Consider the following 15009-nt stretch of genomic DNA (forward strand, 5'->3'; position numbering starts at 1 on the left):
TCAGCCCAGCGCGGCGGCGTACGCGTCGGGCTTGAAGCCCACGAGCACCACGTCGTGCCCGATCAGCAGCGGGCGCTTGATGAGCATGCCGTCGGCCGCGAGCGCCTCGCTGGCCTCACGCAGCGAGAGCCCGTCGACCTTGTCCGCCCACCCGCCGCCCCGGTAGGACTGACCGCTGGTGTTGAAGAAGCGCTTGAGCGGGAGCCCGGAGCGCGTGATGGCGTCTTCGATCTGAGAGGCCGTTGGGGGGGTCGTCGCGATCGGGTGCGCGGCGACGGCGACGTCGTGCTCTGCGAGCCAGCGCGCCGCCTGCTTGCACGTGCTGCACGTGGGGTGGTGGAAGAACAGCAGCGTGTCGCGGCGCTTGCTCATGGGGCCTCCTCTTCCGCGTCCGCTCCCGGCGGGGGGTCTTCGTCATCACCTTCGTCGTGCACACCGTCGGCACCGTCGCTCGGCGCTGGCGCCGGCGCTGCCGTGGGTGCCGCCGTGGGGGTCGGCGGAGCGGCTGGCGCGGGATCCGTGGGGGTCGGCGGAGTGGGTGGCGCTGGCGCTGCGGGCGTCGGTGGAGGTGTCGGCGCGGGGCGGGCCGGAGCGGCTGTTTCGGCGGGCCTCGTCGGTACCGTCGCAGGCGGCCTGTCGTCCTCGTCGTCTGGCGCGATGTTCATGCGCGTGCTGCCCGCCGCGCTGCTGCGGATGCCACCCCCCATGGAGCCGCCCAGTCGGTACTGAAGGGCCCCGTCGGACGTACGGGCGCGCGCGAGCGTCGGCACCGAGTCGAGCAGGCTGATCATCGCCCTCGCGCGATCCGATTGCTGGCGATAGGCGTCGAGGATCTTCAGGCGCACGAGCAGGTCCAGCCGCGACTGACGCAGGGGCTGCATCAAGTTGATGCTGCCTTCGCCGTCCAGCTCGGCGTCTTCGCCCCGAGACCGCAGCCGCTGCACCGTCGCGACGCCGCCCTCGATGGCGAGTCGGATGGTCATGCGCCCGGCGTTGATGCGCTCGAGGGTGATGCCGTTGGGCATCCCCGGGAGCCGCAGCTTGGCCTGCCCGTCGCCGATGGTGAGGCCCTCCGTGCGCAGGTCAACGTGCCCCGACGCCGCGCTGATGTCCTCCGGGAGCGTGACGTCGATGTTGCCGGAGAGCGTGCCACCCAGCGGGAGGCCCAAGAACGCGCGGATGATGGACACGCCCCCCAGGCGCACGGGCTCGACGACGTTCAGCACGAGGGAGCTCTCGTCGCCGTACTCGAGCTCGCCCTCGATGGCGCCGCCCGCGAGCCGAGCGTCGAAGGTGACCGCGACCGTCCCCGAAAGCAGCGACAACAGCGAGATGCGCGCGTTGACCTCTTCGAAGACGACGTCGACCGTGGGCTCCTCGCCTTCACCTGGCCTGATCACGCGCACGCCGCGCGCCTCGACTCCGGTGAACCACGACGGTTCGAGCTCCAGGATCTCCAGCTGGTACCCGCTGGGCCGCCGGTTGCCCCGCGCGTCCTTCGGGAACTCCACCTCCTGCACGATGCGGTCGCGCACGCGCTCGTAGGGGAACGTGAGGTACGCGAAGAGCCAGAAGAACGTCCAGAAGAACGTCGAGTAGCCCATGAAGCGCAGCGCCTTGCGAGCTCGCGGCCCCATCAGTTCGCCTCCGTGTCGCCAGCGGCCGCTCGGGGCGAGTGGACCTGCTTGTCGTAGGCGCTCACCCCGACCTCGACGTTGAAGTTGCCCGCGTCTCGGTAGCGGTCGATCTGCAAACGGGACACGGCCACCGGGTACTCGCTGCGGTCGATGTCCCGCAGCATCTGGAGCACCCCGTCGATGCCCACGTCCGGGATGCGCACGCGCACGCCGCGGCGCATGTAGTTCCCCAGCGCGAGCTCTGGCTGGTCGTTGATCTCGCGCAGGGCGAGGCCGTACGCCTGCGCGCGCTGCTCCACGTAGCCACCCAGCGCAGGGGCCCGGTTGGCGTAGCGCTCGTTGTTGGCCTCGTTCTCTGCCGCGATGCGTGCCAGGCGCGGTCGGGCCTGCTCGATCTCACGCATCACGGCGCGCAGCTCCTCGTTCTCGGTCTCCATGTCCGACACGGCGGCCGTCATGAAGAAGATGGGCAGCAACACCACGATGGCGACGAACACCACGCCGAGCAGCGCGACCAGGCGGCGCTCTCGCTCGGTGAGGTCCTCGTACGCGTCTCGCGCTGGCTTCAAGACGTCACTGATTGCCACGGCCGCGCCTCCCGTTGGTTCCCGCGGAGCCCTCTGCTTCGGGGTCTGGTTGGTCGCCCGGGCAGCGGATCTCTGCCTCGATGCGGTAGGAGAGGATGTCGTTGCGCGAGCTGGTGGCCCCGGGACGCACGTCCGTGAAGCAGTCGTGCGCCTCGAGCGCCGCGGCGATCGCGTCGCGCTGGGTCACGCTGGCCACCGTGCCCTGGATCTCCAGGTCCCCGTCGCGGGCCTCGTCATCGAAGGAGATGGTCAGACGGCGTGTGGTGTGCTCGGCGTCGGCGGGGATCAGCTCGGCGATGGCGCCCATGACCTGATAGGCGCCCATCCGCGGCATGGGGTCGCGCTCGCTCGCGCCGCCCTGGATGAGGGTGCGCGCCTGCTCCGGAGACTCCGTGCGTTGGCGGAACATGCGGTGCGTCATCGCGCCCAGCTCTGCGCGGAGCTCCCCCCGCTCCGTGTCGAGCACCGTGTAGCGCGTGTACAACGAGATGGCGAAGCACGCGAGCACCGCCGCCGCGGAGAACGCGAGCAGCTTCCCGTAGCGACGCAGCTCCCCGGCCGCGTGCCGTGAGACGAACTCGCCCTGCCGCAGGTTGATGCGTTGCCCTTTGACAGCCGCGCGTCCGGCGAGCGCCGCCACGCGCATGAACGCGGGAAGGAGCGCCTCCGGAACCATTCCGTCCCCGGCTGGCAGCGCCACCGTCTCGACGTCGTGTCCCAGCGTCTCGCTCAGCCAGTCGCGCGTCTCGGCCTCGGTGCTGCTCTCACCACCCACCAGGACGCGTTCGAGAGGCGCGCCGCCCTTCATGCGGTGGCTCGCGACGCTGCGCCGCAGCGACCCCGCCAATTCCTCGACCGCCCCCGCCTCGCCCTCACGGATTGCGTCCATGCCCACCGACAGCGTGCGCGCGTGCACGGTGCGGCCCGCCTCGACGATGCAGACGTCGATGCTCTCGTGCCCGAGGTGGATCAGCAGCACGGGCGCGGGGGACTGCAGCGCCGTGAGCAGGGGCACCAGACCGTCCAACGTGGCGGCGCCCGCAGCCAGCTGGCGCGGTTCGACTCCAGCCAGGGAGAACTCGCGCAGGCTCTCGGCCACGTGCTCTCGACGGACGGCCGCGGCCAGCAGCGTGATGGTCAGCTCGGCGCTTCCGATAGCCTGGTGATGGATGACGGCGTCGGAGACGTCGAACGGGAGCACGCCCTCGAGCTCGCCCGGCAGCACGTCGTCCAGACGCTTCGCTGCGCCCGCCGGGAGCGTGATGGGTCGCAGGCTGACCTGCCGTCCGTCGAGGTGGACGTGGATGCCGTCTGGGGTGCGTCCGCACTGCTGCAGCACCTCACGCACGGCCAGCGCCACGGGGGTGAGCGGCACGGCGGGCGGGACGTCCTCGTCGCCGTCGCTCCCGCGTTCCCGCGCGTCGTCGGCTTCGTCCGCGTCTGGGATGATGTCGTCGTCGTCCAGGCCGTCTACGGCGGCGAGCGTCGGGAAGACGTTCGGCTGCATGGGCGCTGGCACCTGCCCGAGCGGATTCGCGGGGCTCGGGGGTGGGAAGGCGACCGCCGGGCGGATGGGAGCCTCGACGTAGCGCTCGAGCACCGTGCTGCGCAGCGCGACGTTGATGAGCGCTCCGCGCACCACGCCTCTGTCGATCTCGAGTCCAAGGATGCGTGCCATCAGTCCACCCGGTAGTAGTGAAAGATGCCGAGGCCCGGCATGGAGCCGCCGTTGGGCGGGGGAGGGGTCCAGCGGTCGTGGAAGTTCATGACGGTGTTCAGTCTGACCCGCGCGCGGCCCGAGCTACCGGTGACGCGGATGGTGAGGATGCGTGCCGCGGTGACGAACGAGCGGTCGAGGTCCGCGCGCGCGGTCTGGGGGATGGTCACGGGCGTGAAGAGCAGCGGGTTGTCCTCGCCGAGGAAGCCACGCAGCATGGGGTAGAGGTCACGCGAACCGCCGCGCCCCTCGAGGAAGTTGAGGAAGTCGCTGGAGCGCGTGAAGAAGGGCACCTGGATGATGCTGCGCGCCGTGTTCGTCAGCTGGATGAACTTGGCGGCTTCGCCCGGGTCCGTACACAGCGTCTGCTGCGGGATGATCGAGCACACGCGCGCGAGCAGCACCTCGGGAGGCGCCTCGTTCGGGTTCACGGAGCCGCTGCCGTAGATGGTCACCGCGCGCGCCTCGGGGTCGTCCTGCCGTGGCTCGATGAACGTGGCCCAGAAGTCGTCGCCCACGCCGCGCAGCAAGCGGAGCTCCTCGAGCGAGTCGAAGGGTGCGTTCTTGGGGTCGTAGGGGTCGTCGAAGCGCCGGTAGGGGTTGTCCTCGCTCCCCTGGTTGTCGACGGTGCCGGCGCCCGGGTCGAACGTGGTCTGGTCGGTGTCGCCGTCCCACCAGTCGATCATCCCGGACACGATGTCCTGACGCGACGAGAACTGACCGTCCGCGTCCTGGCGGCCGAAGAGCGGGTCGAAGGGGCTCGGCTGCTGGTAGCCGCCCACCATCGCGAACACCTGCATGGCCACGCTGCGGCGCGCGTCGTCGCCGGTCAGGTTCAGCGGCTGGTTGACGTTGATCTTGGAGTTCTCGGCCAGCGCGACGATCTCGCAGCGCCCCGGGGTGCCGTCGAGGCCCTGCGTGGTGCCGAAGTCGAACGGCACCTCGGCGGGCTCGCCGTCCGCCTCGGCCTGTTCGCGCGCCGCCTGGCCCGCGCGGTCGTTCCGACAGAAGGGGCGCAGCAGCAGGTCGGCGTAGGTCCACACGGGCAGCTGCGGCGGCGGGCGGCCGACCATCGCCTGATAGATGGGCAGCACCACCTGCCGAATGGCAGGCTCGTTCGCGACGAGCAGGCGCGTCAGGTTGAGGCCGCTCTTGGCCATGTACTCGGCGCGCAGCGAGTCGCGCTCCTGCGCAGAGGTCGCGAAGGCCGCGCCGGTGGTCTCGTGCAGGTCGGCCAGCAGCACCGACAGGATGGTGATGGCCGTGATGGCGATGATGAGCGCGATGCCCTTCTCTCGCGGGTCCCCCTGCGCGCTGCGCGGACGCGTCCGCCGCGCGTGGGCGCGCGAGTCGGCGGAGCGTGCGAGCGGGGCGAACCCGCGCGGGGTGTGGCGGCGGGCGGTCATGGGTTGTAGCTGGCGTGGTTGAGGGCCCACACCATCGGCAGCGAGGCGCGTGTGCCGTAGGTCACGGTCCGGTTGCGGTCGCGTGGGTGCGGCACCTCGAGGGTGATGCGCACCTGCGACGGTAGGCGGTTGACCTGGCCCGTGCCCTGGGTGGTGTCCCAGCTGCGCACCCACTCCTTGCTGGTGGGATCCAGGTACTCGAGGTCGAAGGAGTGGATGTCCTCCACCATGATCTCGACCTGACCCCCACGTGTGGGGTCGTCGTCGATGCGGTTCTGCTCGCGCCGCGCCAGCACCTGCCGGCGGCTGTCCTCGGGGTCGCGCGTGACGAAGTAGCTGAGCTCGTTCTGGTCGCTCTCGTGCGCGTTCCGGTACAGGCGCTGATGTGAGAAGGACGTGAAGTCGACGCGGTCGTGGCCGCTGTGGTCGTGCCCGATGAACGCGGTGTGCACCGTGAGCAGCGCCGGGCTGCTGGGGCGGTGCGTCGACACGTAGGCCATGCTCAGCTCGCGCGCCATGCGCTCGAGGGCCATCTGGATGACGTGCATACGATCCAGGTCTGCCTCGACGCGCGCCTTGCTGCGCGACGTCTGCGAGAACGCGGTCCACACCATGGTCGCGACGATGCCCATGATCGTGATGGCGATCATCGCTTCGATGAGCGTCATGCCGCGCGACACGCGCATACCACGGAGCGTGCGCCGCCTCATGGTGTCGTCGTCTCCCCGGCGTCAGGGGCCGCGGGCGGTTGCTCGCCCACCACGTACTGCACCACGTCGAAGCTGCGCTCAGTTTCGCCCTCCGTGTAGAAGACCTCCACGGTCACGCGCCGTACCTGTTCTTCGATGTGCGGTTTGAGCACGGGGTACGCGATGCCGATGGCCATCTCGGCCAGACCCGACGTGTCCGTGCCGCCGCCGAGGAAGTCACCCATTGCGAGCGCGGGACCCTCGTCGTCGCCCATGCCGGGCAGGCCGGCGGTCGCGCCGTCCTCGCCGCCACCCATGTCGCTCGGGAGCACCACCCGGTCGATGTGCCACTCGCAACGGAAGCCCGGCATCTCGGCCCCCTCGCAGCACTCGTCACGCCCGTGATCGTCGATGGCGGGCAGGCCCTCGTTCGCGATCTGCTCCTCCACCTCGCCCATCTTGCAGCGCGCCAGCAGCGACGCGGTGCTGATGTTCCGTGAGCGGGCGGCGGTGCGCATGGCGCCCACCTGACTCGAGAAGATCGCCGTGAGCGACAGCGCCAGGATCGCGACGGCGACCATCACCTCGAGCAGCGTGAAACCAGCGGTGAGGGCACGCCGCGTCATCCCGGGTCCCTCACTTCCTGCGGGCCCTCGTCGGACAGCTCCTCGGGCTCGTAGGCGTAGTTGTAGATGCGCCCGCGGCCCGTCAGCGGGTGGATGACCACCGAGAACACGCGGTCCGAGCTGTCTGCGAGGTGGATCACCGCCTGCTGCGTGCGGCCTCCGGGGAAGAAGTAGATGGACGCGCGCCCCGCTTCACGGGGCTCCTCTTCGTGCGGGGTCATGACCCGCAGGATGCGGATGTTGTCGCCCAGGGCCTGCGGCTGGTAGCGGGCGAGAGCCTCGCCGTCCTCGTTGGAGATGGGCCCGAAGGGTGAGCGCCCGAAGCTGGGCGTGAAGGTGTCCACCAGGCGCGCCTGCGCAGCCGACCACGGGTCCACGGCGGCCAGGTCTCCGTCCGTCTCGTCCAGCTCCACGCGCGTGTCGTCGTCCGTCCGCGCCAGGAACACCCGGCCGTCCGCCTCCTCGAACGACAGGCTGCCCGAGTCGATGTCGAGCACCATGCGCACTGTCCGCCCGCGTACGACGGAGCGATGGTACGCGAAGCGCGCGCCGGCCACCGTGCGGACGCACGCCGAGCGCAGCTTGGCGCGGGTCACCGAGTTGAGGGCGATGGTCGCGCCTCCCGCCGCGAGCGCCATGATCACCACCACGATCATGACCTCGATCAGCGTCATGCCCGCTGCGCGCCCCGCGCCCCCCGCACGCCACGCGCGCGACCGCCCCCGGCACCTCGGGGAGCCGTGCGGCGGGGCTGTGTCGAGCATGCGCAGGGCGGGGGTCATGGCTCAGATGTCGTCTTCCGTGCCCATGTTCCCGTCGGGCCCGGCGGAGTGCACCGTCACTTCGCTGCCGCTGCACTCGATGCTGAAGTCGTTGTCCCACGCGTCCTTGAGGCGCGTGCTGCTGCTGAGGTAGCCGCCTGCGAGGTCCTCCATGGTGGGGCAGCCCTCGCCGGGGTTTTCGATGAAGTACTGCTGCGCCGCGCTCGTGACGGTCATGGCGTCCGTGCGGGTCTGCGTGACGCGCGCGCGCTGCAGGCGCGGGATGACGGCCACGCCCACGGCGGTGGCCATGAGCGCCATGATCACGACGACGATCATGATCTCGACCAGCGTCATGCCGCGCGTGCTGCGGGCACGGACGAGGCGCGCCAGGCGGGCCAGGCCCCGTGCACGCGGGGAGGGCGCGGGGAGGGCGGGGGTGAGGGCAACGGGGGCGTTCGGGCGGGTCATGTTGGTCTCGTTTCTGCGTCCGTGGACGCGGCCAGAGGGAGCGGGGCTACTGGATGTTGTCGTCGACGAGGAAGTCGCCGCTCGGGCCCGCGGACACCACCTCCTGGGTGTCTGGGTCGTCCGGCGCGGGGCACGTCAACAGGATGGCGTTGCCCCACGCGTCGCGGGGCTCGCCGTGCAGATAGGTCATGCGCCCGCGGGGCGGGTGCAGCATCTCGGTCATGTTGCGCGGACAGCGCCCCAGGTCGGCGCGGAAGCGTGACACTGCCCGGTGGATCTGCCCGATGGTCGCGCGCGTGTCGCTGCGGCGCTGCCGGTTGGCGGCGGCGCGCGTGACGAGCAGCGCCAGCACCCCCAGCACCAGCAGCCCCAGCACGACGCTCAGGCGCGAGCGCTCGAGGAAGCGACGGATGCCACGGCGGTCCTCCCAGGGGAGCCGCACCGAGCTTGCTTGTTGTCGCCTGCGAGCCATCTACGCGCACCTTCACTGAACGAACTCGGAGATCTGCATGAGGGGCATGAGGATGGAGAACGCGATGCCACCCGAGCCGGCCCCCATGAACACGATGATGAGCGGCTCGAGCATCGCGGTCATCGCCTGCACCCGCACCTCGATCTGCTGGTCGTAGGCCACGGCGACGTTCTCGAGCATCTCCTCCAGCTGACCGGAGCGCTCGCCGATGGCGATCATGTGCGTGACGATCGGCGGGAACGCGCCGCTGGCCTTGAGCGGCTTCGCCAGGCCCTCGCCCTCGCGCACGCTCTCACGGGCGACGTCGATCACGGCCATCAGCTCTTGGTTGCCGAGCACGTTGCGCGTGATCTCCATGGCGCGCAGCACGGGTACGCCGCTGCGCAGCAGCGTGGCCAGGGTGCGCGCGAAGCGCGTGACCGCCACCATCACCAGCAGCTTCCCGAACAGAGGCACGCGCAGCGAGAGGTGGTCGAACTTGGCGCGTCCGGCCTCGGTGGCCAGCCAGCGGCGGAACCACACGACGCCGCCGATGATCATCCCCAGCAGCGCCCACCAGTAGTCGGTGAGCACCTTGCTCACGAAGATCATCACCTCCGTGTACCAGGGCAGCGCCTGCTCGAAGTCCTCGAAGATGCCCGTCACCTTGGGCACCACCACCGTCATCATGACCGCCATGATCCCGAGGCTCATGATCGTCATGAACGCCGGGTAGGCCATGGCGCTTCCCACCTTCCCCTTGAGCTTGGCCTGGTTCTCCAGGAAGTCGGCCAGGCGCGCCAAGACCACCTCGAGCGTGCCCGACGCCTCGCCCGCCGCCACCATGTTCACGAACAGGTTGGGGAAGACCTTCGGGTGCGCCTTGAGGGCGTCGGCGAACGCCTCACCTTCGTTGACGCGGTTGCGTGCCTCCGTGAAGGCCGCCTTCAGCTCGGGGTGCTCGACCTGATCGATGAGCGCGGTCAGGCCCTCGACGAGCGGGATGCCGCTGCGCAGCAGGATGGCCAGCTGCCGCGTCGCCACGGCGACCTCCATGGTGCCGAGTCGATTGAAGTACTTCTTGAAGTCCACCTCGCGCGCGGCGCGCTTGGCGGCGTCGGCCTTCTCGAGCACCTCGGTGGCGAGGATGCCCTCTTTGCGCAAGAGGGCCCGCACGGCCTTGGCGTTGTCCGCGTCACGCACGCCCTTGACGTTCTTGCCCTTGGCGTCGATGCCTCTGTACGCATAGACGGCCACTACATCTCCCCGGCTTGAGTGGCGGCGAGCACCTCTTCGATGCTGGTGATGCCGGCGATGACCTGACGCGCGCCGTCTTCGCGCAGCACGCGCATGCCGTTGCGGCGCGCGGCGCGCTGGATGGCCTTCGAGTCGGCCGCCGGGTCGAGGATGACCTTGCGCACCTCGTCGTCGAGCATCATCAGCTCGTAGATGCCGATGCGGCCGCGGTAGCCCTTGTGGCCGCAGTTCTCACAGCCGTTGGTGGACGGCTGGTAGAAGAGCAGCTCGCCCTCGGCGCTGCTCTTGGCCACGCCCGCCGAGTCGCTGCCCAGCACGGTGCTCGCGGCCGCGCGACGCAGGTCGGCCAGCGTCTCGTCCAGGTGATCCATCTCGAGGCCCAGCTCGAGGAAGTGGTCGGTGGTGGGACGGTAGGGCACCCGGCAGTACGGGCACAGGCGCCGCACCAGGCGCTGCGCGAGCACCGCCATGACCGAGGTGGTGATGTTGTACCGCTCGACGCCCATCTCCACGAGGCGGGTGACGGCGCCCGGGGCGTCGTTGGTGTGCAGCGTGGACAGCACCAAGTGACCCGTGAGCGACGCGTGGACCGCGATCTCGGCCGTCTCCTGGTCGCGGATCTCACCGACCATGATGACGTCCGGGTCCTGACGGAGGAAGCTGCGCAGCGCGGCCGCGAAGGTGAGCCCGATCTTGGGCTGCACGTGCAGCTGGCCGATGCCGGGGAGCTCGTACTCGACGGGATCCTCGGCCGTCAGGATGTTCACGTCCGGCTCGTTGATCATGTTCAAGCAGCCGTAGAGCGTGGTGGTCTTACCGGAGCCCGTGGGACCCGTGACCAGCACGATGCCGTTCGGGCGGTGCACCAGGTGCTTGATGCTCTCCAGCTGGCGCCTCGCGAACCCGAGGTCCGAGAGGTCCAGCATGACGTTCTCTTTGTCGAGCAGACGCATCGTGACGCGCTCGCCCTTGGCCGTCGGGATGGTCGAGACGCGCACGTCCACCACCTTGCCCGCGATCTTCTTCGTGATGCGCCCGTCTTGGGGGAGGCGCTTCTCGGCGATGTTGAGCCCGGCCTCGATCTTCACGCGCGCCACGATGGACGGTAGGAAGCCGCGGTGGGCCTCCTTCCAGGGCACGAGCTTGCCGTCGATGCGGTAGCGCACCACGACCTTGTCGTCGGTGGGCTCGATGTGGATGTCGGACGCGCGCTCGCGCACGGACGTGAAGAACAGGTTGTTGACCCAGCGGATGACCGGCGCCTCGTCGGTCATGTCGATGATGTCGAGCAGCTCCTCGGAGTCGCTGTTGTCCTTCGCCTCGTTGAGCGCCGCCTCGTCGCGCCGCTCGTAGATGCGGTTGATGGCGTCGTCGATGGCCATCGCGGGGACGGCGATGGGCTGGACCTTGCGGCCCAGCAGCGCGCGCAGGTCGTCGAGAGCGTAGGGGTCCATCGGGTCGGAGACGGCCACCTGCACGCGCCCGCCGCGGTCGCTCATGGGGACCACGCGGTGGTGGCGCGCGAACTGGATGGGCACCTTGGCGACGAGGTCCTCCGGCACGCTGCCGACCGCGATCTCGCGCGCGAAGGGCATGCCCATCTCGTCGGCCAGCGCCTTGACCAGGATCTCCTCCTCCACCGTCTGGGCGGCGAGCAAGAGCTCCTTGAGCGGCACGTCGCGCTCCTCGGCCTTGGCTAGCGCTTCCACGAGCGCGGCCTCCGAGAGCGCCCCACGGCGCACCAGGATCTCACCCAAGAACCGCTGTGAGTCGACGTTCACGAGCCCGTCACTCCTCCCCCGCACCGTCAACAACGGGTGCGGCGGTCGGAGCGCTGCCGCCATCGTCCGCGTCGCCGCTGTCGGGTTCGATCAGCATCACGTCCTCCCCACCCGCGGCGTCGCGGATGAAGATGCCGACGGGGGCGCGGGGCACGTGCTCCGGAGGCGGCTCCGCCTCGGCGGCCTCGGCCAGGACGCGCGCCGCCTCGAGCTCGCGCAGGTTCTGCATCATCTCGGCGATGAGGCCGCGCGTGCGCGAGTAGTCGATGGGCGGCTCGTAGTCGTCGCCTCCGAACACGAAGTAGCGGTCCAGGAACTCCTGGCGCTCGCGCATCTTGCGCTCGAAGATGGCGCGCAGGTCGGCCGGGTCGCGGATGATGTAGGGCGTCAGGAACAGCAGGAGGTTGGTCTTCTGCGTCTGGCTGGTGGTGCGCCGGAACAGCGCGCCGATGAGCGGGATGTCGCCGAGGACGGGCACCTTGGTCTCGCTCGTGTTGACCGAGTCGCGGATCAGCCCACCGATGACGACGGTCTGCTGGTCGCGGGCCATGACCTCGGTCTTGGCTGTGCGCCGGTTGATGCTCACGACCTGCAGGGCGCCCTCGGTGGCGCCGCGCTCCGAGATCTCCTCCTCGATCTCCATGCGGATCTGGTTGCTCTGGTTGATGTGCGGCGTGATGCGGATGGTGGTGCCCACGTCTTGGCGTGGAGCCGAGCCGAAACCGCCGCTGCTACCGGCCAGTCCTGCCAGACCCGCGAGCCCGCCGAGCGCACTGGTCGTGCCCGTCGTGCCCCCAGCGAGACCGCCGAGGCCGCTGAGGCTCGAGAGCGCGCTGGACGGGATACCCGAGGTCTGCAGGGGGATGTTCTGACCCACGCTGATCTCGGCCTCGACGTTGTCCATCGCGATGATGTGCGGTGTGGAGAGCACGTTCGCGTCGCCCGAAGATGCCAGAGCGGTCACCAGCACGCCGAAGCCGGGGACGCTCAAGCCCACGCCCGGCACTTCGATGTTCTGGCCGCGTATGCCGAGCGCGACACCCGTCAGCATGTCCTGCGAGATCCCGGGCACGGCCGTCCGTGCCGCGTCGAAGCCGAGCAGCGTCAGGTCACCGTTGCTGGGGAAGTCAGGCACGCCGCCGTGAAACGTGAAGCCCAGCGTGTTGGAGCGACTCACAGAGAGCTCCATGATGACGGCCTCGATGAACACCTGCCGACGAGGCGCATCGAGCCGGTCGATGACCGTCCGCAGCGCCGCATAGTCGTGCAGCGACGACGTGATCACGAGCGCGTTGGAGGGCTCGTACGAAGTGACACGGATGGCCCCCTCGAAGAGGTCGGGGGTGGCCCCCGCGGCCCCGGCAGCCCCTGCGCGGCCACCCGGCCCCGGCGTCGCAGGCGTCGAGGTCACGCCGCCGATCAGCTCTTGCAGCGCGCCCGCGATCTCGGCGGCGTCGCCGTTCTGCACGTAGTGAACGTGAATACGGCCTTCGCCCTCGAGCGGGATGTCCAGCTGCCGGATCATCTCGAGCACGCGCAGGTAGGCGCGCTCGGTCGCGATGATGATCAGCGAGTTCGTGCGCTCGTCCGCGATGATGTTCGTGATGCTGCTGCTCTCGCTGCGTCCTCCGGCTTCACCCACGGTGGCCGTCGCGCCGCCAGCGGCCGCTGCGCCATCCGGCGTGGCCGGCTGCGGCGCCCGAGCGCGACGGCGGGGCTGTGGCGTCGCTTGGGCAGCCGCCCCCCCAGAGCCGTCGGCGGGGGGGAAGATCTCGATCAGGCGCGCCGCGAGGTCCGCCGCCGTCGCGTAGTGGATGGGCTCGATCCAGATTTGTTCGCCCGTGCGCTCGACGTCGATGGCCTCGATCAGCCGCAGCATGCGGCGGATCTGCGTCCCCGTGTCGGTGATGATGACGGTGTTCGTCGGCGCGTACGCGATGACGCTGCCGTCGCTCGACTTGAAGCGGCCCAGCAGGTTGGCCACGTCCTCGGCCGAGACGTTGTCGAGGCGCTGCAGGCGCGTCATGTAGCGGTCCTGTGCGGGAATGGCGCCGCTGTCGGACATGCCGAGTGGCTGTGTCTCGATGCCCCCGGTCTCCATGATCTTGAGGTAGCGGCCGGCCGGCACCACCGTCAGGCCGTTGACCTCGAGGATGCTCAAGAACGCGTTGTACGCCTCGGCCGCGGTCACCTTGGTGGGCGCGTACACCGTCGCCTTGATCGCGCGCACCTTGCCCGGGAGGATGAAGCGCTTGCCCGTCATGTTGGAGATCAGGCGCACCAGGTCGGGCAGGTCGGCCTCCTCCAGGTTGAACGTGACGCGCGCGCGCGGCGACATCGGGCGGAAGTCCACGCCGCTGTCGAACTCGGTCACGCCCTCGGCCCCCGAGGTGCCGTTCGCGGCAGGGTTGGGCGGGCGCGTGCGCACGCTGGGTTGAGCGCGGCGGATGCGCGCGCGGGCGCCCGTGGGCGGGGCCTCCTGAGCGTCGACGTAGCTCAGCCCCGCGAGCATGACGGACGCGGAGAAACACAGAAGGGGGAGCGCGGTGGTGAGCTTCATTGAACGCTGTAGTCGATGGTGAGCGGCTGTCCGCGGCGGACGACCGAGAGGGAGAGGGAGTCGGCGCCGGACAGGCGCGTGTAGGCCTCGAGCGCAGTGTCGGGGCTGGTGAGGTCGAAGCCGTTCATGGTGCGGACCATGTCGCCGTTCTGGATGCCCAGACGGCCCAGCACGCTGTTCCGGCGGATGCCGTACATCTTCACGCCCACCACGCGGCCGTTCTCCTCGTGGGGGATGACGCGGGCGGTGCGCATGATCTCTTCTTGGTTGCGCATGACCTCCTCGAGGAAGCTGCGCTGGACGGTGAAGTTGCGGTCGCTCTGGCGCGTGATGCCCGACTCCATGTCCTCGTTGGAGATTCCGTCGCCACTCTCGGCGGTGGTGGCGGGCGTGGCGGTCGGGGTCGGGGTGGCCTCGGCGACCGCGGGGGCGGCCGCCCCGGGGGCGCCGCTGGTCTCGGGCTCGAACATGGCCATGTAGCAGCGCTGCGTGCCCGAGATCATGAACACGTGGTGGCGGTCGATGTACTCGATGGTCTTGCCATCCACGGTGCTGCCCACGCGGTACAGGCGCGACGCGCCGTTGAGCGTGATGGCCACGAGGGAGTGCGCCTGCGAGGCGGTCACGATGGCCGCCGTGAGCACGGCCTGACCGACGCACGCAGGCACGTCGCAGGGGTGGTCGACACAGTCGCTGGGCCCGGCAATGGCCTCTTCTGGGACGCCGGCGTCTTCCTCGACCACGGGCGGCGGAGGACCCTGCAGCATCAGCTTGACCTTGTCGTGGTCGACATCGACCCGCCGGTTGGTGGCGACGGCGTCAGCGCCAGGGGTGGTCAGCCGCTCGTGCTCGTCCCCCCCCACCACGGGTGCGCGGTCGATCAGCGCCGCCCCCATCAGGTTGGTGGCGCCCTGCGCCAAGAACAGGGCGCACATCCCCAGCGTGGAGAGGAGAATCACGGCGGCGACGCGCTGCTGTCGAGGGGTACCCATACGAACTCATTCCCGTGCAAAGCAACGGGCGTGCCTACTCCGAAAATGTCCCCGACACCAGCGAAACACCCATG

General features: G+C 69.8%; 14 protein-coding genes. All 14 read right to left on the reverse strand.

All coding sequences use genetic code 11. The features are described 5' to 3' along the window. On the reverse strand, window positions 1-372 hold the full coding sequence (locus tag H6726_26505; protein MCB9661228.1) for an arsenate reductase family protein: 372 nt from the start codon (window positions 370-372) through the stop codon (window positions 1-3). Then, window positions 369-1637 carry a type II secretion system protein GspN gene (gspN, locus tag H6726_26510; protein ID MCB9661229.1) on the reverse strand — a complete coding sequence of 423 codons (1269 nt, stop codon included), beginning with the start codon at window positions 1635-1637 and terminating at the stop codon, window positions 369-371. Before gspN ends, H6726_26505 begins: the two co-directional genes overlap by 4 nt. Further along, window positions 1637-2224 (reverse strand): type II secretion system protein M, encoded by a 588-nt coding sequence (locus H6726_26515; GenBank protein ID MCB9661230.1) that lies wholly within the window; start codon window positions 2222-2224, stop codon window positions 1637-1639. The genes gspN and H6726_26515 overlap by 1 nt, the downstream gene beginning before the upstream one ends. Continuing rightward, window positions 2211-3902: a hypothetical protein gene (locus H6726_26520; protein MCB9661231.1), complete on the reverse strand. Its 1692-nt coding sequence runs from the start codon at window positions 3900-3902 to the stop codon at window positions 2211-2213. The genes H6726_26515 and H6726_26520 overlap by 14 nt, the downstream gene beginning before the upstream one ends. After that, window positions 3902-5347 (reverse strand): general secretion pathway protein GspK, encoded by a 1446-nt coding sequence (locus H6726_26525; protein MCB9661232.1) that lies wholly within the window; start codon window positions 5345-5347, stop codon window positions 3902-3904. Before H6726_26525 ends, H6726_26520 begins: the two co-directional genes overlap by 1 nt. After that, on the reverse strand, window positions 5344-6033 hold the full coding sequence (locus H6726_26530) for a prepilin-type N-terminal cleavage/methylation domain-containing protein (protein ID MCB9661233.1): 690 nt from the start codon (window positions 6031-6033) through the stop codon (window positions 5344-5346). The genes H6726_26525 and H6726_26530 overlap by 4 nt, the downstream gene beginning before the upstream one ends. A gap of 20 nt (window positions 6034-6053) precedes the next feature. Continuing rightward, entirely contained in the window at window positions 6054-6662 is a 609-nt protein-coding gene (locus H6726_26535) for a type II secretion system protein (protein ID MCB9661234.1), read from the reverse strand. Further along, entirely contained in the window at window positions 6659-7336 is a 678-nt protein-coding gene (locus tag H6726_26540; protein MCB9661235.1) for a prepilin-type N-terminal cleavage/methylation domain-containing protein, read from the reverse strand. The genes H6726_26535 and H6726_26540 overlap by 4 nt, the downstream gene beginning before the upstream one ends. Before the next feature lie 111 nt (window positions 7337-7447). Next, window positions 7448-7894 carry a type II secretion system protein GspG gene (locus tag H6726_26545; protein MCB9661236.1) on the reverse strand — a complete coding sequence of 149 codons (447 nt, stop codon included), beginning with the start codon at window positions 7892-7894 and terminating at the stop codon, window positions 7448-7450. 46 nt (window positions 7895-7940) lie between these two features. Further along, window positions 7941-8366, reverse strand: a complete 426-nt coding sequence (locus H6726_26550; protein ID MCB9661237.1) for a type II secretion system protein GspG — start codon at window positions 8364-8366, stop codon at window positions 7941-7943. Between the two features lie 12 nt (window positions 8367-8378). After that, window positions 8379-9602, reverse strand: coding sequence for a type II secretion system inner membrane protein GspF (gene gspF / locus H6726_26555; protein MCB9661238.1), 1224 nt, complete (start codon window positions 9600-9602; stop codon window positions 8379-8381). Further along, window positions 9602-11383: a Flp pilus assembly complex ATPase component TadA gene (gene tadA / locus H6726_26560; protein MCB9661239.1), complete on the reverse strand. Its 1782-nt coding sequence runs from the start codon at window positions 11381-11383 to the stop codon at window positions 9602-9604. Before tadA ends, gspF begins: the two co-directional genes overlap by 1 nt. 7 nt (window positions 11384-11390) lie before the next feature. Continuing rightward, a complete protein-coding gene (gene gspD / locus H6726_26565) occupies window positions 11391-13943 on the reverse strand; it encodes a type II secretion system secretin GspD (protein ID MCB9661240.1) in 2553 nt (850 codons plus the stop codon). Next, on the reverse strand, window positions 13940-14935 hold the full coding sequence (locus H6726_26570) for a hypothetical protein (protein ID MCB9661241.1): 996 nt from the start codon (window positions 14933-14935) through the stop codon (window positions 13940-13942). Before H6726_26570 ends, gspD begins: the two co-directional genes overlap by 4 nt. Window positions 14936-15009: the final 74 nt, after the last annotated feature.

The sequence above is a fragment of the Sandaracinaceae bacterium genome, assembly GCA_020633055.1.
GTDB lineage: Bacteria > Myxococcota_A > Polyangia > Polyangiales > Houyiibacteriaceae > JADJJE01.